Source organism: Metabacillus sp. KUDC1714, assembly GCF_014217835.1.
Classification (GTDB): Bacteria; Bacillota; Bacilli; order Bacillales; family Bacillaceae; genus Metabacillus; species Metabacillus rhizosphaerae.
In genome coordinates this window covers 390,268-409,221 of record NZ_CP055263.1, presented here as the reverse complement: position 1 = coordinate 409,221, position 18,954 = coordinate 390,268, and the positions used below count along the sequence as shown (strand labels likewise).

At 36.8% G+C, this 18,954-nt stretch carries 15 protein-coding genes and 1 other annotated feature (1 of these 16 only partly in view); of the genes, 14 read left to right on the top strand and 1 reads right to left on the bottom strand.

The genetic code is table 11. The features are described from left to right. Positions 1-170, top strand: a binding site (T-box leader) (it extends 122 nt beyond the left edge of the window). 64 nt (positions 171-234) lie between these two features. Beyond that, positions 235-1,269, top strand: a complete 1,035-nt coding sequence (gene pheS / locus HUW50_RS02030) for a phenylalanine--tRNA ligase subunit alpha (protein ID WP_066326904.1) — start codon at positions 235-237, stop codon at positions 1,267-1,269. A 118-nt stretch (positions 1,270-1,387) separates the two neighbouring features. Beyond that, a complete protein-coding gene (gene pheT / locus HUW50_RS02025) occupies positions 1,388-3,802 on the top strand; it encodes a phenylalanine--tRNA ligase subunit beta (RefSeq protein ID WP_066326906.1) in 2,415 nt (804 codons plus the stop codon). Positions 3,803-3,852: 50 nt separating this feature from the next. Here the strand turns inward: pheT and rnhC are convergent, their stop codons facing one another. Further along, entirely contained in the window at positions 3,853-4,791 is a 939-nt protein-coding gene (gene rnhC, locus HUW50_RS02020) for a ribonuclease HIII (protein ID WP_066326907.1), read from the bottom strand. 109 nt (positions 4,792-4,900) lie between these two features. Between rnhC and zapA the strand changes: the two genes are divergently transcribed. From zapA to trxA, 12 genes are all read left to right on the top strand, one after another. After that, positions 4,901-5,173 (top strand): cell division protein ZapA, encoded by a 273-nt coding sequence (gene zapA / locus HUW50_RS02015; RefSeq protein ID WP_396652579.1) that lies wholly within the window; start codon positions 4,901-4,903, stop codon positions 5,171-5,173. Positions 5,174-5,182: 9 nt separating this feature from the next. After that, the gene (locus tag HUW50_RS02010) at positions 5,183-5,722 is read left to right on the top strand and encodes a CvpA family protein (protein ID WP_066326911.1); all 540 of its coding nucleotides are present in this window, start codon (positions 5,183-5,185) and stop codon (positions 5,720-5,722) included. Between the two features lie 123 nt (positions 5,723-5,845). Further along, entirely contained in the window at positions 5,846-7,570 is a 1,725-nt protein-coding gene (polX, locus tag HUW50_RS02005) for a DNA polymerase/3'-5' exonuclease PolX (protein WP_066326912.1), read from the top strand. Between the two features lie 65 nt (positions 7,571-7,635). After that, positions 7,636-9,996, top strand: coding sequence for an endonuclease MutS2 (locus tag HUW50_RS02000; RefSeq protein WP_066326914.1), 2,361 nt, complete (start codon positions 7,636-7,638; stop codon positions 9,994-9,996). Between the two features lie 15 nt (positions 9,997-10,011). Beyond that, positions 10,012-10,416, top strand: a complete 405-nt coding sequence (locus tag HUW50_RS01995; RefSeq protein WP_066326916.1) for a DUF350 domain-containing protein — start codon at positions 10,012-10,014, stop codon at positions 10,414-10,416. 275 nt (positions 10,417-10,691) lie between these two features. After that, positions 10,692-12,019 (top strand): IS3 family transposase gene (locus tag HUW50_RS01990; RefSeq protein ID WP_185653649.1). Its coding sequence is split into 2 segments (ribosomal slippage): positions 10,692-11,061 and positions 11,061-12,019, totalling 1,329 coding nucleotides; the frame shifts between segments, so codons are not numbered across the junction. A 610-nt stretch (positions 12,020-12,629) separates the two neighbouring features. Continuing rightward, on the top strand, positions 12,630-14,318 hold the full coding sequence (locus HUW50_RS01985) for an AMP-binding protein (RefSeq protein ID WP_066334144.1): 1,689 nt from the start codon (positions 12,630-12,632) through the stop codon (positions 14,316-14,318). A 189-nt stretch (positions 14,319-14,507) separates the two neighbouring features. Continuing rightward, on the top strand, positions 14,508-15,092 hold the full coding sequence (locus HUW50_RS01980; RefSeq protein ID WP_066334147.1) for a fatty acid metabolism transcriptional regulator FadR: 585 nt from the start codon (positions 14,508-14,510) through the stop codon (positions 15,090-15,092). 233 nt (positions 15,093-15,325) lie between these two features. Next, positions 15,326-16,099: an enoyl-CoA hydratase gene (locus tag HUW50_RS01975; protein WP_066334150.1), complete on the top strand. Its 774-nt coding sequence runs from the start codon at positions 15,326-15,328 to the stop codon at positions 16,097-16,099. Positions 16,100-16,467: 368 nt separating this feature from the next. Continuing rightward, positions 16,468-17,241 (top strand): electron transfer flavoprotein subunit beta/FixA family protein, encoded by a 774-nt coding sequence (locus tag HUW50_RS01970; RefSeq protein WP_066334154.1) that lies wholly within the window; start codon positions 16,468-16,470, stop codon positions 17,239-17,241. A gap of 43 nt (positions 17,242-17,284) precedes the next feature. Next, positions 17,285-18,262, top strand: coding sequence for an electron transfer flavoprotein subunit alpha/FixB family protein (locus tag HUW50_RS01965; RefSeq protein WP_066334157.1), 978 nt, complete (start codon positions 17,285-17,287; stop codon positions 18,260-18,262). 193 nt (positions 18,263-18,455) lie between these two features. Then, entirely contained in the window at positions 18,456-18,770 is a 315-nt protein-coding gene (gene trxA, locus HUW50_RS01960; protein WP_066334160.1) for a thioredoxin, read from the top strand. Positions 18,771-18,954: the final 184 nt, after the last annotated feature.

Here is an 18,954-nt window from a genome sequence, read left to right as displayed (position 1 = left end):
GCAATAGAGTAAAGAGAAGAAAGGTTTTACCAACTTCTAACCTCCCACTCCGACCTCTAGAACGTAAAGGTGCTCCGGTTTTTACCGTTATGGAAATGAAGTGAGCTGTATGAGGACTATGTATATACAGTTAACAAGGGTGGTAACGCGAATTCAAACTCGTCCCTTTTAGGGGCGGGTTTTTTATTTTGCAAGAAAACTATTAAAGCATAATGAATAAAGGAGGAATTACAAATGCAGGAGCAATTAAAACAGCTTCAACAAGAAGCGCTTGAAAAGGTTGAACAAGCGCAGGATTTAAAAGCATTAAATGACATTCGTGTAGCATATTTAGGGAAAAAAGGCCCGATTACTGAGGTTTTAAGAGGGATGGGTAAGCTTACAGCTGAAGAACGCCCTGTAATGGGGGCACTTGCAAATGAAGTGCGTGAAACAATTGCTACTTCGATATCAGGAAAACAGGACTATTTAGAGCAACTAGCTGTTGAACAAAAGCTAGCAAAAGAGACAATTGATGTTACATTACCAGGTAGTCCAGTAAGGGTTGGAAATCATCATCCTTTAACAGCAGTAGTCGAGGAAATCGAAGATCTATTCCTTGGTATGGGGTATCAAATAGCTGAAGGTCCTGAAGTAGAAACAGATTATTTTAACTTTGAGGCATTGAACCTTCCTAAAGGGCATCCAGCACGTGATATGCAGGATTCTTTCTATATAACTGAAGAATTGCTGTTACGTACACATACTTCTCCTGTACAGGCAAGAACGATGCAAAAGCATGAAGGGAAAGGACCTGTGAAAATTATTTGTCCTGGTAAGGTGTATCGTCGTGATAATGATGACGCTACACACTCCCATCAATTTACCCAAATTGAAGGTCTTGTTATAGATGAAAACATTAGCATGAGCGACCTGAAAGGTACACTAGAAGTTTTTGCGAAAAAAATGTTCGGTGATGAGCGTGAAATACGATTACGTCCAAGCTTCTTCCCATTCACAGAGCCATCTGTTGAGGTTGATGTTTCTTGTTTCTCTTGTGGTGGAAAAGGCTGCAATGTTTGTAAGGGTACTGGTTGGATCGAAATATTAGGAGCTGGGATGGTACATCCAAATGTATTGGAAATGGCTGGATTTGATTCAAAGAAATACAGTGGCTTTGCATTCGGAATGGGACCTGAACGAATTGCGATGTTAAAATACGGTATTGATGATATCCGTCATTTCTATACAGATGATGTACGATTCTTAAAACAATTTAAACGAGCTTAAGAACAAAAGCGCAAGCGCCTTGACCAGCCCCGACAAGCATAAGCTGGAGCTGAATGTCGAGCACTTATCCATTGTGCAAAATTAATATAGTTCTTAACAATATAAGGAGGCTTTTAACATGTTTGTTTCATATAAATGGTTAGCAGAATATGTTGATTTAACAGGAATCACACCTGATGAATTAGCTGAAAAGATTACACGGAGTGGAATTGAAGTAGAGGGTGTTGACGTATTAAACGAGGGCATGAAGGGTGTTGTTATCGGTCATGTCGTTGAAAAAGAGCAGCATCCAGATGCTGATAAACTGAATAAATGTCAAGTGGATCTTGGAAAAGGTGAAATTGTTCAAATTGTTTGTGGTGCAAAGAATGTGGATAAAGGACAGAAGGTTGCTGTTGCAACTGTAGGTGCTGTTTTACCGGGGAATTTTAAAATTAAGAAAGCAAAGCTTCGAGGGGAAGTATCAAATGGGATGATTTGCTCATTACAGGAGCTTGGCATTGAATCAAAGCTAGTTGCGAAAGAATACTCTGAAGGTATTTTTGTCTTCCCAAGTGATGTAGAAGTTGGTGCTGATGCACTTGAGCAACTAAACCTTGATGATGCTGTCCTTGAGTTAGGCTTAACACCAAATCGTGCAGATGCATTAAGTATGCTTGGCGTTGCACATGAGGTTGCTGCCATATTAAACCTTGAAGTGAAATATCCTGAGATTTCTTATGAAAGGACTGCAGATAAAGCATCGAATGCAGTGACAGTAAAGGTTGAAGCAACAGAAGACAACCCATTATACACAGCAAAGGTTATTAAAAATGTAACAATCTCACCATCACCATTATGGATGCAAACTCGATTAATGGCTGCAGGTATTCGTCCTCATAATAACGTAGTCGACATTACAAACTTTGTATTGTTAGAATATGGTCAGCCATTGCATGCATTTGATTATGACCGCTTAGGCTCGAAGGAAATTCTTGTCCGTCGTGCAAAAGATGGTGAGAAGATTGTGACATTGGACGATCAAGAGCGCACATTAACTGTAGATCATTTAGTGATAACAAATGGAACTGAGCCAGTTGCTCTTGCAGGTGTTATGGGTGGAGCGAATTCTGAAGTACAATCTGATACAAAAACTGTTTTACTAGAATCTGCATTATTCGACGGGCAAACAATCCGTAATGCATCAAAAGATCACGGACTAAGAAGTGAAGCAAGTGCTCGCTATGAAAAGGGTGTTGATCCAAACCGTGTTCTTCCAGCAGCTGAGCGTGCAGCTGAGCTAATCTCCTTATATGCAGGTGGCGAGGTGTTAGAAGGAACTGTTGAGGTACAATCTACAACCTTCGAACCAGTTATAGTTCAAACAACTGTTGAGAAAGTGAATCGTGTACTTGGAATGAATATTTCAGCAGAAGAAATGAAGACGATATTTGAGCGTCTGCAATTCGGTGTAAAGCTTGATAATTCAACAATCACTGTAACTGTTCCTACTCGACGTGGTGATATTACAATTGAAGAGGACTTAGTAGAAGAAGTTGCAAGACTTTATGGTTATGACAATATTCCAACAACTTTACCTATCGGGCAAGCATTCCCAGGTAAATTAACCGATTATCAGGAAAAGCGTCGTAAAGTACGTCGTTACTTAGAAGGTGCTGGTTTAAATCAAGCAATCACCTATTCATTAACAAGTGAAGAAAAAGCAGCAAAGTATGCACTAGAAGCATCTGAATTAACAAAGCTTGCGCTACCAATGAGTGAAGAACGCAGTGTATTACGTTTAAGCCTACTTCCACATTTATTAGATGCGTTAAAATACAACTTAGCAAGACAAATCGATCAAGTATCACTTTATGAAATTGGATCAATCTTCCTTACGCAAGGTAAAGATCTTCAACCGCTTGAGAAAGAACGTTTATCTGCTGCTGTTACAGGATTATGGCATTCACATTCATGGCAAGCAGAAAAGAAACCTGTTGATTTCTATGTTGTAAAAGGAATAGTTGATGGACTTGTTGATCTTCTTGGTTTAACAAAGCATATCCAATATAAACAAGCAAATCGTGAAGGAATGCATCCAGGAAGAACTGCTGAGCTATTCCTAGGCGAAAAGCTTGTTGGGTTCATTGGTCAGATACATCCAACTGTTCAAAAACAATTAGATTTAACCGAAACATATGTTTTTGAGCTATCTCTAGTAGATCTTTTAACAGTTGAAGTAGCTGAAACTCGTTTTGAAGTCATTCCTCGTTTCCCTTCAATCACAAGAGACATCGCTCTTGTTGTTAATAAGGATGTTGTTGCGGGAGAAATTGAACAGATTATTACTGAAGCAGGTGGTAAAATGCTAAAAAATGTATCTGTTTTTGATCTTTATGAAGGAGATCGTCTTGAAGAAGGTAAGAAATCTGTTGCATTCTCCCTTCGTTATTTCGACCCTGAGCGCACGCTAACAGATGAAGATGTAACTAAAGCACATGATAAAGTGTTAAAAGCAGTAGAAGAGAAAGTTGGAGCAACATTACGCGGGTAATAGTATTGATAAAAGGGTAAGCACATAAACTAGTGCTTACCCTTTTGTTTTTATTTTTTCGCTAACTTCATTGCTTTGTCAGTATTAGCAAAATGCTTTTTAGTGATAGTAGCTAAAAACTGACTTCCGCTTTTTTTAATAATCTTAGCAGCTGCTACATCAACCTGTGCTCCCGCTCCTTTTGGAATCGTAACTCCGACTTTTTCAGATAAACGCTCAAATTCTTTTACAAAAGAATATCTTGCAATAATCGATGCAGCGGCAACTGCCAAGTGAACGCCTTCTGCTTTTGTTGAGAAATAAACGTTCTCTTTCACAACTTTTTTCCCCTGTAGGTGCTTAAAATATATGAGTGGATCAACAAATTGATCAATTAATAATCCATCAGGTTTTTCAGGAGCTATTTTCTCAAGGAGTTTATTGATCGCTTGATTATGTAATAAGGCTTTCATTTTTCCCTGTGACATGCCTTGCTGTTGAAGCTCATTGTATTTTTCGTTATGAAGCACGAGTAGGCTGTATGGAATTGTATTAATTAGATCTTTAGCAATCGCAATTATTTGCGGATCTTTTAAATTTTTAGAATCCCTAACTCCGAGCTCTTGTAGTAAAGGAATTTGTTCCTTTTTAACAAAAGCCGCAACAACTGTAATTGGACCAAAAAAGTCGCCGGTCCCAACCTCATCAGAACCAATAATCGATAAACTTGAAATATTGGAGGGTGTTTTAAATTCGGTTGGAGTTTTGCTAGAAGAAGATTGTGCAGGTTTCTTCATAGTTGGAGTTTGAGTCCCCCACCTTGAAGCCTCGGCATCTGCAGTCCCACCTTGAAATAAAACCTTTCCGGATTTATATGCAGTAATGGTACAGCCATTTGCTTTTGCAGAAAAATAAGCACCTGGTGGTATTTTGTCCGTTTTATTAGCTGCATAATGAACTTCCATTTTTTTTATAGTAGCTAAATTTACCTTAATTACTGAATTTGCCAATGGAGACATCCTTTCGCATTACAAAATTGGATACAAAGTGTTTGAAAAATTGAACTTCTTCCCATATCCTTTATTCTCATGTTATGATAGTGAGTAGGATTTGCAAGAAATGGAGGATTCATCGTTGTCAAATCGCCCTAAATCGAAAACGATAGTAGATATATATGGTCAACGATTTTCAATTATAGGTACAGAAAGCACAAGTCATATTCGTGCAGTTGCTTCAATTGTTGATGATAAAATGAGAGAGATTAATAGTAAGAACCCTTCTCTTGATATAAATAAACTTGCTGTATTAACAGCAGTAAATATAGTTCATGACTATTTAAAGTTAAAAGAAGATTATGAAAAACTAGAGAAACAAATCATAGAAAAGGATTGAAGCATACAAATGCTAGATTTAGTATTATTTATTATTCTATTATTCGGAATACTAGTTGGCCTAAAACGCGGTTTTATCCTGCAATTTGTTCATTTGACAGGATTTATCGTCGCATATATTGTAGCATACCAGTATTTCGATGATCTTGCACCGAAATTAAAGCTATGGGTTCCGTATCCTGTGACAAATGAGGGACCGGCAATCCTTTCTTTGATAAACGGTGATAATTTAGAAGGTGCATATTATCGTGCAGTTGCGTTCGTTATATTATTTATAGGTACAAAGATTGTTATGCAAATAATTGGTTCTATGTTAGATTTTGTTGCTTTATTACCAATTTTAAAACAATTAAATAGATGGGCAGGGTCAATTTTAGGTTTTCTAGAATCATACCTCTTGTTATTTATTTTCCTATTTATAGGAGCGCTTATTCCAATTCAACAACTTCAGGTAGTGTTAGACCAATCAATGCTAGCTGATTTAATTGTAAATCATACTCCGTATTTTTCTAATAAAGTAAATGAACTATGGATTCAGTACATGTCATAACTTCTCTGCTTACATAGAGAAGTTTTTTTCTTTTACTTTATGGATGCTTTTAAAAAATTGTACTTTTCGTTTAATTATTTGTATCATTTTTATTAACATGCAATTAATAATAGAGGTGAAAAAATGGATATTCATAAAAAGGACGTAATTCGTTTATTGGAGAATATAGCAATACTAATGGAACTTAAGGGTGAAAATCCTTTTAAAATATCAGCGTTTCGAAAAGCAGCGAATGCATTAGAGACTGATGACAGAAGTTTAGCTTTAATCGATGATTTTACAAAAATTCCTGGTATTGGCAAAGGGACATCAGCAGTAATAGAGGAATATGTAGAAACCGGAAAGTCAGAAATTTTGGATGAACTAAATGAAGAGGTTCCAGCTGGGCTTTTACCACTGTTAAAACTACCAGGTTTAGGTGGCAAAAAAATTGCTAAGTTATATAAGGAATTACATATAGATAGTGTTGAAGCATTGAAGCAGGCTTGTGAGGAAAATAAAATTCAAGCATTAGCTGGCTTTGGAAAAAAATCTGAAGAAAAGATTTTAGCAGCGATTGCAGAAATGGGGAGTCGTCCTGAGCGTCTTTCATTAGCGTTCATGCTTCCAATAGCAGAAGAAATAGAAGCATATTTAGAGCAGTGTAATGGCATAGAAAAGTTTTCAAAAGCTGGTAGTCTTCGCAGAATGAAAGAAACCATAAAGGACTTAGATTTCATCATTTCGACAAATGAGCCGGAAATGGTTAGGGATCAGCTTTTAGCAATGCCTTTTTTAACTGATGTTATCGCAAGTGGTGATACAAAGGTTTCGGTCCAATTAGGCTATGACTATGAAGTGAGCGTGGACTTTCGTTTAGTAAAGCCTACTGAATTTGCAACTACCCTACATCATTTTACCGGCTCTAAGGATCATAATGTAAGAATGAGACAGCTTGCGAAAGAGCGTGGGGAAAAAATAAGTGAATACGGTGTGGAAAATACTGAAACGAACGAAATCAAAACATTTGCAACTGAAGCTGAATTTTATGAGTATTTTAATCTCCCACATTATGATCCAGAGATACGCGAGGATGGTTCAGAGGTAGATGTTTTCAATAATAAAATGAAGCTCATCCGATTAGACGATATAAAAGGTGATTTACATATGCACTCAACCTGGAGTGATGGTGCTTTTACAATTCGGGAAATGGTAGAGGAGTGTCGCAAAAAAGGTTATAGCTATATTGCGATCACAGATCACTCTCAATATTTAAAGGTCGCAAATGGATTGACACCTGAGCGGTTACGAGCACAGCGAGCAGAAATTCATGCGTTAAATGATGAATATGATGATATTACGATCCTTGCAGGAGTAGAAATGGATATTTTACCAGATGCAACTTTAGATTATGATGATGAGCTATTAAGTGAGATGGATCTTGTTATTGCATCGATTCATTCAAGCTTTTCTGGGTCACAAGAAGTGATTATGAACCGTTTAAAAACCGCTTTGGATAATCAGCATGTTGACATTATTGCTCATCCAACAGGTCGTCTAATTGGAAAGCGAAAAGGCTATGATGTAGATGTAGATATGCTAATACAATTAGCAAAAGAAACGGATACAGCCTTAGAGTTAAATGCCAATCCTAATCGACTAGACTTAAGTGCTGAACATGTCAGAAAAGCACAAGAAGCAGGTGTAAAGCTTGTTATCAATACAGATGCCCATAATAAAGAAATGCTTGAACATATGAAAATAGGGGTATCAACTGCGAAAAAAGGTTGGATTGAAAGCGAAAATGTGATAAATACTTGGGAGATTGATAAGCTACAAGCATTTTTAAATAGACATCATAAAGAATAATTCAGTTAGAATAGCGACTTGGATGATCAATGAGCTTGCGCTTTTCTATTTAGGAGGTTTAAGGTTTGCAGCAGAAAGTATTTCATGTATTAGAATTTGAAAAAGTTAAAGAGCAGCTTGTTAAGCATGCATCTTCCTCATTAGGGAAAGAAAAAGCAAAAGCGTTAATTCCCTCTAGTCATTATGAAGAAGTGATAACCGCTCAAGAGGAGACAGATGAGGCTGCAAAGGTGTTACGCTTAAAAGGCAATGCACCACTTGGAGGATTAGTAGATGTTAGAGCAACTGTTAAGCGTGCAAAAATCGGTGGTTTACTAAGTGCGTCTGAATTAATCGAAGTGGCTGGAACACTTTATGCTGGACGAAATATGAAACGCTTTATTGAAAAAATGGTTGAAGAAGATATTGAATTACACCACTTACCAGAGCTTGCTGAAAAAATTGTGCTTTTAATAGACCTTGAAAAAAACATCTCACAATGTATCGATGATAATGGTTATGTTTTAGATAGTGCAAGTGACACATTAAAGGGCATTCGTCAGCAGCTTCGCACAACAGAAGCAAGAGTTAGAGATAAGCTAGAATCAATGATTCGTTCATCTTCTGCAACAAAAATGCTTTCAGATGCAATTATCACTATAAGAAATGATCGCTTTGTTTTACCAGTTAAACAGGAATATCGTGGTTCATATGGGGGAATTGTACATGATCAATCAAGCTCAGGTGCTACACTTTTTATTGAACCACAGGTGATTGTTGATTTGAATAACATCTTACAACAAGCAAAAGTTAAGGAAAAGGTTGAAATTGAACGAATTTTAAGACTTTTATCTGAAGAGGTTGCTGAGAATAGTCAAGATATTTTACAAAATGTTTATTGCTTAGCAGAAATGGATTTTATGTTTACGAAGGCAAGATATGCAAAACAAATTAAAGGAATTAAGCCAGCTGTCAATAACACAGGTGTTGTTCGAATGTTTAAGGCACGGCACCCACTTTTACCCGAAGATGAGGTTGTTCCAAACGATATTGAACTGGGAACAGACTTTACTACAATCGTGATTACAGGTCCAAATACAGGTGGTAAAACAGTTGCGTTAAAAACGTTGGGTTTATGTACATTAATGGCACAGGCTGGCTTGCAAATTCCTGTTCTTGATGGTTCTGAAATCGCTGTGTTCGATGCGGTTTATGCTGATATTGGTGATGAACAATCAATCGAGCAGAGCTTGAGTACGTTTTCTTCGCATATGGTTAATATAGTTGATATTCTTGATAAGGTTGATGAAAAAAGCTTAGTGCTTTTTGATGAACTTGGAGCAGGTACTGATCCTCAGGAGGGTGCAGCACTCGCCATTTCAATCCTTGATGAAGTATATAACAGAGGAGCACGGGTTGTTGCGACCACTCATTATCCTGAGCTTAAGGCATATGGATATAATCGTACTGGTGTCATCAATGCAAGCGTTGAGTTTGATATTACAACATTAAGTCCAACTTATAAGCTATTAATTGGTGTACCTGGCCGGAGTAATGCATTTGAAATTTCAAAGAGACTGGGCTTGCAAGAACATGTCATAAATATGGCAAGGGCGCAAATGAGTGATGAACGTAATGAGGTAGATACGATGATTGCTTCATTAGAAACCAGTAAAAAATCAGCTGAGCATGAGATGATTGAAGCGGAAAAAATTCGCAAGGAAGCCGAACAGCTTCATTATGAGCTCCAACAACAAATTATTGAGTTTAATCAGGAGCGTGACGCTTTGTATGAAAAAGCTGAACGCAAAGCTGAAGAAAAGGTTGAGGAAGCACGCCAAGAAGCAGAAAAGATTATTCATGAATTAAGAAAGTTAAGAAAAGATCACAATGCACAAGTAAAAGAGCATGAGCTCATTGATGCAAGAAAACGCTTAGAAGATGCAATTCCAGCATTTGAGAAGAGCAAAAAAGTTGAAAAGAAAGAACCAGCAAAGCAATCCTTTTTACCTGGGGATGAAGTAAAAGTGATTAGCTTTGACCAGAAAGGTCATTTAATTGAAAAGGTTAGTGAAAATGAGTGGCAGGTTCAAATGGGCATCATGAAAATGAAAGTAAAAGAAAAAGATCTTCAATATATAAAGAGACCAAAACAAGAGGTACATGAAAGACCTTTAGCAACAGTAAAAGGTAAGGATTATCATGTTTCTCTTGAATTAGATTTACGTGGTGAACGCTTTGAAAATGCACTACTTAAAGTAGAAAAATACCTAGACGATGCTGTATTAGCTGGTTACCCAAGAGTATCTATTATTCATGGTAAAGGTACAGGAGCTCTTAGGACAGGTGTAAAAGAATTACTCAAAAGCCATCGAAGTGTTAAAAACACCCGATTTGGAGAAGCAGGTGAAGGTGGGTCTGGAGTAACCATTGTCGAACTCAAATAGCGGGGAGAAGATGTGATGAAAGGATTCTGGGAAAATGAATTAGTCCAAATTGCTGCTTACTACAGTGTTGTTGTTCTTTGTATTATTGTGTTTTTAACAATATTTGAGCTTGTGACAAAATATAAAAATTGGGAAGAAATTCAAAATGGAAATATGGCTGTTGCAATGGCAACAGGGGGAAAAATATTCGGCATTGCAAATATTTTTAGATTTTCAATTAACCAACATGATAGCTTATTGGAAATGATGGGATCTGGACTATTTGGTTTTATTCTCTTGCTATTAGGCTACTTTATTTATGAGTTTATGACGCCAAAGTTCAGAATAGATGAAGAAATACAAAAGGACAATCGAGCGGTTGGCTTTATCTCACTTGTTATATCAGTGGGTTTATCGTTTGTCATTGGAGCAGGGATATAAGGAGAGTGTGAGTTGGAGACTTTAGCTAAAGTTTTATTTGGGTTATGTGGGTTATTTATTTTGATCGGAATTATTTATTTAGTGTTTTTTTAATATACCATTCAAAAACAGCATCCAAAAGCTAAATTGTAACTATAAAAAACTTATGTAGTCTGGCATTGATCTGTATCCCGAAAAATGGACACTTATAAAAAAGTCCATTTTTCGGGATTTTTTATGTTTTATCATAGAAGAACCGTTATAATCAAAACAAATAGAGAGAACGGGGAACTAATATGAGTAAAATTATTTTTAATGAATTTCAACGTCAACAACTGGAGAACAATCCAAATGTCAATCATGTATCAGATCGGTCGATCTCTTACAAACCTGAATTTAAAATTGCTGCCATTAAGGAATACAAAAATGGCAAAGGGCCAACGGATATTTTCATTGAATATGGATTTGATCTAGACATAATTGGATCTAAAAAGCCTCAACAATGTTTAAAGCGTTGGAGAAAAACTTATGAAAAGTATGGTGAGGAAGGTTTTAAGAATGAGCTTCGTGGTAAAGGAAGCACTGGACGCCCATCTTCGAAGGATCTTACAGTAGAAGATAAACTAAAAAAAGCAGAGGCACGTATTGCCTTCTTAGAGATGGAGAACGACTTCTTAAAAAAGTTAGAAGAACTAGAGAGGAAGGCGAAGAAACAAAATTAACATTATCAGAAAAGTTCCAACTAATTGAGGCCACAATTCGTAGATATGGTCTAGTTAGAATGGTATCTTATCTTTGTGAATTAGCTACAGTAAAACGCAAAAGTTACTATGCCTGGCTTAAGGCTGAACCCAAGCGTATCGATAGAGAACGTAAGGATGTACAGGATTATAAACTTATAAAACAAGTCTTCGATGAAAAGAATGGTAAATCAGGTGGACGAGATATAAGAATGGTTCTAGAAAATGATTATTTCACTGTGATGAATCTCAAGAAAATCTATCGTATTATGAATAAGTTTAACCTAGAGTCAAAAATTAGAAGGTCAAACCCTTACAAACGAATGGCTCAGGCAACACAAGAACACCGGACTCGTCCAAATATCCTGAATCGAAATTTCGTACATAGTGAGCCTGGTAAAGTGTTACTTACTGACATCACCTATCTTTATTTAGAAAATGGCATACCTGTATATTTGTCATGTGTTAAAGACGGTTCAACACGTGAAATCTTGGCCTACTATCTCTCGACAACATTAGAAATGCGACTTGTTTATCGAACACTTGATAACTTAATTAATGCCTTGGACGGGAACGTCCACCCAGAAGCCATACTCCATTCTGATCAAGGATTTCACTATACAAATCCAGAATATCGAAAAAAAGTTAAGAAACTTGGGTTTATTCAATCTATGTCTCGTAAAGGAAACTGTTGGGATAACGCACCAATAGAATCATTCTTTGGCCATTTAAAAGATGAGATTGATGCTTCTTCATGTCAAACACTCACAGAATTAAAAGGGGTAATTGAAGATTATATGGTCTACTATAATACTTACCGATATCAATGGGGATTAAAAAAGATGGCCCCGGAACAATACCGAAGCCACCTATTAAGTGCATAAAGGTCTTTTTATAAACTGTCTATTTTTAAGGGTACAGATCACATGTACTTTGTCAGACTTTTTTAAAAGGTAAGAAAGTATAAAATTTTGTACTTAATTTTTGTGTCTAGCTCCAGCGCCTATCGCCTATCAAACTTCAGAGCATCTCCCTACGATAAGTCAACATCGGTGCGCTTCGCTTACCGTGTTTCCTTTATCCCACTTTAACGGGCAATAGAAAAATGATCAAAGAACACTAACTTGTGAGTTAACTGCCCGTAAAAGTCCGATAAGTCTCGCTATCCATTAGGATGAGGCCCTAATGGAAGTCTCGCTTTATCTCAGTCGATGCTCCTCCAGTTTGTACGGCGATGACCAAGGCGCTTGCGCTTTTCTTTCATAAAGGCTTGTCAAATATTATTTGAAAATATTTTATATTTCTGAAAATAAGAAAATCTGCTATACTTTCTAATATGAAGGTATAGGGGAAGAGTGACTCCGAACAAAAACTCCAAATAAATACAATCCTATTTATAAATTTCTAGTCTCCCCTCCTCTAAAAAAACAGAGTGTTGTTCATCAATTTAGTTGGTTCATTCTAAAAGTATAGTCTAAGTAGGAGGAGAAGAAGATGGAAATTCAAAAACCTTGGCTACATCATTATCCAGCAGAAGTCCCTCACGAAATAACCATTGATGAAAAACCGCTATACGAATATTTACAGCATGCCGCAGATAAATTCCCAACAAAAACAGCCATTCATTTCCTGGGGAAAGAACTTTCTTATTCTGAACTTTATAATCAATCTCTCAAGCTAGCGAACTATTTACAATCGCTTGGCTTACAAAAAGGCGATCGTGTGTCCATAATGTTACCAAACTGTCCTCAAGCTGTTATTTCATACTATGGTGTACTATTTGCGGGTGGCGTCGTTGTTCAAACAAATCCACTTTATATGGAGAGAGAACTTGAATATCAGTTAAAAGATAGCGAGTCTACATTTATGGTAACCCTTGATTTATTATATCCGAAAGCTTCTAAAATGAAAGCGTTAACAAGTCTAAAGCATATAATCGTTACAAGTATAAAAGATTTTTTACCATTTCCTAAAAATCTTTTATACCCTTTTGTGCAAAAGAAGCAAAATCAAATAGTTGTAAAAGTTGAGCATCAAGGTGATACACATTTATTTAAGCAGATAATGTCTTTAGCTGAGCCAAAAGTAGATTTACCGGATATAAACCCTTCAGAGGATATTGCCTTACTTCAGTATACGGGAGGGACAACGGGTTTTCCGAAGGGAGTCATGCTCTCACATAAAAATATTGTTGCGAATACACAAATGTGTGCATCCTGGTTGTATAAATGTAGAAGAGGAGAAGAATCATTATTAGGAATCGTTCCATTTTTTCATGTTTATGGAATGACAATAGTAATGAATTTATCTGTAATGCAGGCATTTAAAATGATTCTCTTACCGAAATTTGATGCAACAGATACATTAAAAACAATTGGAAAATTAAAACCGACTCTTTTTCCAGGTGCTCCAACCATTTATATAGCATTATTAAATCATCCTGACATTCAAAAATATGATCTTTCATCCATTGATTGTTGTATTAGTGGTTCAGCACCACTTCCAGTTGAAGTCCAGGAACAATTTGAGAAGGTGACAGGTGGACGTCTTGTAGAAGGATACGGTTTATCAGAGGCGTCCCCAGTAACTCATGCAAACTTTTTATGGGATAAAAGAAAAACCGGGAGTGTAGGTGTTCCATGGCCAAGTACGGATGCAGCGATATTTTCGTATGAAAATGGTGAAGTCGCTGATACAAATGAGTTAGGGGAAATAATCATTCGTGGACCTCAAGTAATGAAGGGATACTGGAATAATAAAGAGGAAACCGAAGCTATCCTTAAAAATGGTTGGTTGCTTACAGGTGATATCGGCTATATGGATGAAGAAGGATTTTTCTACGTTGTTGATCGTAAAAAGGATATGATCATTGCTGGTGGGTATAATATTTATCCACGTGAAATAGAAGAAGTCCTATATGAGCATGAAAAAGTCCAAGAGGTAGTTGTTGCAGGTGTTCCAGATCCTTATCGAGGTGAAACGGTAAAGGCCTATATTGTGTTAAGGGAGCATCAAAATGCAACAACAGAGGAATTTAATGAATATGCACGGCAGCATCTTGCAGCGTACAAAGTACCTCGTATTTATGAGTTTAGAGACGAGTTACCAAAAACGGCAGTAGGAAAAATTTTGAGACGTGCATTAATTGAGGAAGAAAAAGAAAAATTAAAAGATGCGAAATGAACGGATTTTTATTTTTTAATCCCTTTTAACTTTATGTAAAGAGTTGCCAGGAGGACTCATATTGAGTCCTCTCTACTCTTACAACGAAAAAGAATAAAAATGGTGAAATGAGGCTTGACATAATGAAAAGGAAAAATTAAGATTAAATTATGAATGACTATTCATTCATTATCAGAAGGGGAGTCGACATTGAAACAGAAAAAACCAAAATATAAACAAATAATAGATGCAGCAGTTATTGTAATTGCTGAAAATGGCTATCATCAAGCACAGGTTTCAAAGATTGCAAAACAAGCGGGTGTTGCAGATGGGACAATCTATTTATACTTCAAAAACAAAGAAGATATACTTGTTTCGCTTTTTCAAGAAAAAATGGGAGTTTTCATCGAAAAAATAGAAGATGAAATCCGCTCTGTGGAAACAGCAGCAGAGAAGTTATTTACATTAATTGAGACACATTTTTCATTGCTTGCTGAAGATCATCATTTAGCTATTGTTACACAGCTAGAGCTGAGACAATCGAATAAAGAATTACGTCTAAGAATTAATGAAGTGTTAAAAGGTTATTTCAATGTGGTTGATAAAATCATCACAGCAGGCAAGGAAACTGGTGAATTTAGAGAAGCCTTAGATCACCGTTTAGCAAGGCAAATGATTTTCGGTACTATTGATGAAACCGTCACAACATGGGTAATGAATGATCAAAAATACGATTTAACAAAACAAGCAAAACAGGTTCATGATTTATTTGTTTATGGATTTACTAAATCATAATAAAAACTATCGGTAAAAAGAGAAAAAAACCTTTACTAACGGAAGTACTTTTTCACCGATATCAAAACATACATTATACCAAACCCTTAGGTGTATGATGGCGAGGGGTCAAGCAAGCTCACTTTACAGTTTTGCTTCCTAGTCATTTTTAATACTTAGCTTATTAATAAAACGAGGCAAGCGGGTATCCCGTTTCCTTCAAAGAGGACAAAATGTTACGAGGGGGTAATTAAATGGACTTTTTAACGCTTAAGAAGGAAAATTTCATCGCTGATATTTCAATTAATCATGCACCAGCAAACGCATTATCTTCTAGTGTTTTGATGGAGCTTTCAACCTTACTTGATCAACTGGAAACAGATGAGGATGTAAGAGTGATTGTTTTACATGGTGAAGGAAGATTTTTCTCAGCAGGGGCAGATATTAAGGAATTCGTTGGTGTTCCTTCGAGCAAAGAATTTTCTTCATTAGCTGAGCGGGGGCAGCAATTGTTTGAGCGAATTGAAACATTTAATAAGCCGGTTATTGCTGCTATTCATGGTGCTGCATTAGGGGGCGGCTTAGAACTTGCGATGTCTTGCCATCTTAGGCTTGTTACAGAGGACGCAAAATTGGGTTTACCTGAATTACAGCTTGGTATTATACCGGGTTTTGGTGGGACACAAAGATTACCAAAGTATGTTGGAACAGGGCGTGCATTAGAAATGATGCTAACAAGTGAACCGATCTCAGGGGCAGAAGCAGTGCAGCTCGGACTAGCAAACCACTCTTATCCGGAAGAATCGATAATAGAGGAAGCAAAAAAGCTAGCAGCTAAGTTTGCACAAAAAAGTCCACTTACTGTAAAAGCTGTTATTTCACTTCTAAATGCTGCAAAGACAACGGCATATGAGGCTGGTATTAAGCAGGAGGCAGGATGGTTTGGTGAGATTTTTGAAAGTGCTGATGCAAAAGAGGGGATTTCAGCTTTTATCGAAAAGAGAAAGCCGACTTTTACAGGAAAATAAGTCTTTGAGGTACTTACATCATTATCAAAAATGAAGGGGAAATTGTTTGTACTCAATTTTTTTATACAATTAACTGAGTTAAGTTTGTTTAACAGCGTACCTTCATAATAAAAGGCTGTTTTCGCAAACTTTGTTGCTTTTAAAATAGTATTGGGTTGGTTGATTGGCACTTCAGGATGCTCGCTTTCCGTGGGGCGGGCGATGAGCCTCCTCAGCGCGAAGCGCCTGCGGGGTCTCATCTGTCCCGCTACTCCCACAGGAGTCTCGCACCTTCCGCACCAATCAACCTAATCATTTTTGTTCAAAAACAACAATCTTTTAGAAAAGAGCCTAATAAAAATACTTAATGAAACATGGGGGAATGGGAAATGAATATCTTCGTAATGATGAAAAGAACATTTGATACGGAAGAAAAAATCTCTGTTCAAAATGGACAAATTAATGAAGACGGTGCAGAATTTATCATTAATCCTTATGATGAATATGCAATTGAAGAAGCAATTCAATTACGTGATAAAAATGGCGGAGAGGTTATAGTGGTCACGATCGGTGGGGAAGATTCTGAAAAAGAATTACGTACCGCTTTAGCAATGGGTTGTGACAAAGCTGTGTTAATTAATACGGAAGATGATTTGGAAGATGGAGATCAATATACTACTTCTAAAATACTGGCAGAATATTTTAAGGAGCAAGATATAGACATCATCATAGGTGGAAATGTGGCAATTGATGGTGGTTCAGGGCAGGTAGGACCTCGTCTTGCGGAATTATTAGATATCGCTTATGTGACAACGATTACAAAACTGGATATTGATGGTGCTAAAGCAACAATTGTTCGTGATGTTGAAGGGGATTCAGAGGTTATTGAAGCAACTTTACCGTTATTAGTCACAGCGCAACAGGGATTAAATGAACCTCGTTATCCTTCATTACCAGGGATTATGAAAGCAAAGAAAAAGCCACTTGATGAGCTTGAATTAGATGATCTTGATATAGATGAAGATGATGTAGAGGCAAAAACGAAAACAATTGAAATCTACTTACCTCCGAAAAAAGAGGCTGGAAAAGTATTGCAAGGAGATCTTGATGATCAGGTTAAAGAATTAGTTTCACTTCTTCGGAACGAAGCAAAGGTTGTTTAAACAGGGAGAAAGCGGACAATTATTTGAACAGGGGGAAATAATCATGGCTAGAAAAGTACTTGTATTAGGTGAGGTTCGTGATCAAGCTTTACGTAATGTTTCATTTGAAGCAATTGCAGCAGGAAAAACAATTTCTGAAGGGGGAGAAGTTGTTGCGGTATTAGTGGGTGAGAACATCGGTTCATTATCATCAGAATTGATTCATTATGGTGCAGATCGAGTAGTGACGGTAGAGGATGCAAAGCTTAACACATATACACCAGATGGATACTCACAAGCAGTATTAGCTATTATTCAAGAAGAAAGACCAGAAGGAATCGTGTTCGGTCACACCGCACTAGGAAAAGATTTATCTCCTAAAATTGCCGCAAGATTAAACTCAGGATTAATTTCTGATGCTACGGCAATTGAAGTGACAGGTGGAAATGTTGTATTCACTCGTCCAATCTATTCAGGAAAAGCATTTGAGAAAAAAATTGTTACTGGAGGAATTATTTTTGCCACAATTCGACCTAATAATATTACTCCACTAGCCAAAGATGAAGCACGAAGTGGAGATATAACCTCATTAGCAGTAACAATTAAAGATTTACGGACAATCGTAAAGGAAGTTGTACGGAAAGCTTCTGAAGGAGTTGATTTATCAGAAGCTAAGGTCGTTATAGCTGGTGGCCGAGGGGTAAAAAGTGAAAATGGCTTTGAACCTCTAAAAGAATTAGCAAATGTTTTAGGTGGTGCGGTTGGAGCATCTCGTGGCGCATGTGATGCGGACTACTGTGATTATTCGTTACAAATCGGCCAAACAGGTAAGGTTGTAACACCAGATCTATACATTGCATGTGGTATCTCAGGAGCAATCCAACACTTAGCTGGAATGTCAAACTCTAAAGTTATTGTTGCAATTAATAAAGATCCTGAAGCAAATATATTTAAAGTTGCTGACTACGGAATCGTAGGTGACCTATTTGAGGTAGTACCACTTTTAACAGAAGAGTTTAAAAAGCTAAAAATACATGCATAATTTCTAAAGCACGCAGGCCAGCGTGCTTTTCTTTTTAGTATCCATTACATAGCTAAGATTTTCATGAGAAAACAAACCATGTTTTGTTATAGAAACATTGGGAAAAGTATTAGTGAAGCATATTGTTAGCTTACTTTAAAAGTGAGTGCTATACTTTAAACATATTTTACCCTACAAATTAGGAGGAATTACAATGGCAATAACAAATGTAACAGATCAAACATTTTCAAATGAAACAAACGAAGGTGTCGTATTAGTAGATTTTTGGGCACCATGGTGCGGACCTTGTAAAATGATAGCTCCAGTTCTAGAAGAACTTGATTCAGATATGGGCGACAAAGTGAAAATTGTTAAGGTTGACGTTGACGAAAACCAAGAAACAGCTGGTAAATTCGGCGTTATGAGTATCCCAACATTACTCGTACTTAAAGATGGTGAAGTTGTTGATAAAGCTGTAGGATATCAACCAAAAGAAGCACTTGCTGAAGTAATAAACAAACATGTATAAAATTTTGGATTGACTTTTGTCAGTCCTTTTTTTTACCTCGAAAGTATCCATTTAGTGGAATATATTATTTCTCCTAAAGCTATGAGCTAAGTTTTGATAATGTATTCACTTTTCTTTAGCAACCAATAATTGCTCAGGAAATGATTGTATGTACTACGACTATTTAACATAGTACGAAAGTATC

Coding starts and splice junctions, on each gene's coding strand:
- pheT (WP_066326906.1), top strand. CDS start 1,388: ATGTTTGTTTCATATAAATGGTTAGCAGAATATGTTGATTTAACAGGA.
- HUW50_RS01995 (WP_066326916.1), top strand. CDS start 10,012: ATGAAAGGATTCTGGGAAAATGAATTAGTCCAAATTGCTGCTTACTAC.
- HUW50_RS01975 (WP_066334150.1), top strand. CDS start 15,326: ATGGACTTTTTAACGCTTAAGAAGGAAAATTTCATCGCTGATATTTCA.
- HUW50_RS01965 (WP_066334157.1), top strand. CDS start 17,285: ATGGCTAGAAAAGTACTTGTATTAGGTGAGGTTCGTGATCAAGCTTTA.
- pheS (WP_066326904.1), top strand. CDS start 235: ATGCAGGAGCAATTAAAACAGCTTCAACAAGAAGCGCTTGAAAAGGTT.
- HUW50_RS02010 (WP_066326911.1), top strand. CDS start 5,183: ATGCTAGATTTAGTATTATTTATTATTCTATTATTCGGAATACTAGTT.
- trxA (WP_066334160.1), top strand. CDS start 18,456: ATGGCAATAACAAATGTAACAGATCAAACATTTTCAAATGAAACAAAC.
- zapA (WP_396652579.1), top strand. CDS start 4,901: ATGGAGGATTCATCGTTGTCAAATCGCCCTAAATCGAAAACGATAGTA.
- HUW50_RS01970 (WP_066334154.1), top strand. CDS start 16,468: ATGAATATCTTCGTAATGATGAAAAGAACATTTGATACGGAAGAAAAA.
- polX (WP_066326912.1), top strand. CDS start 5,846: ATGGATATTCATAAAAAGGACGTAATTCGTTTATTGGAGAATATAGCA.
- HUW50_RS01985 (WP_066334144.1), top strand. CDS start 12,630: ATGGAAATTCAAAAACCTTGGCTACATCATTATCCAGCAGAAGTCCCT.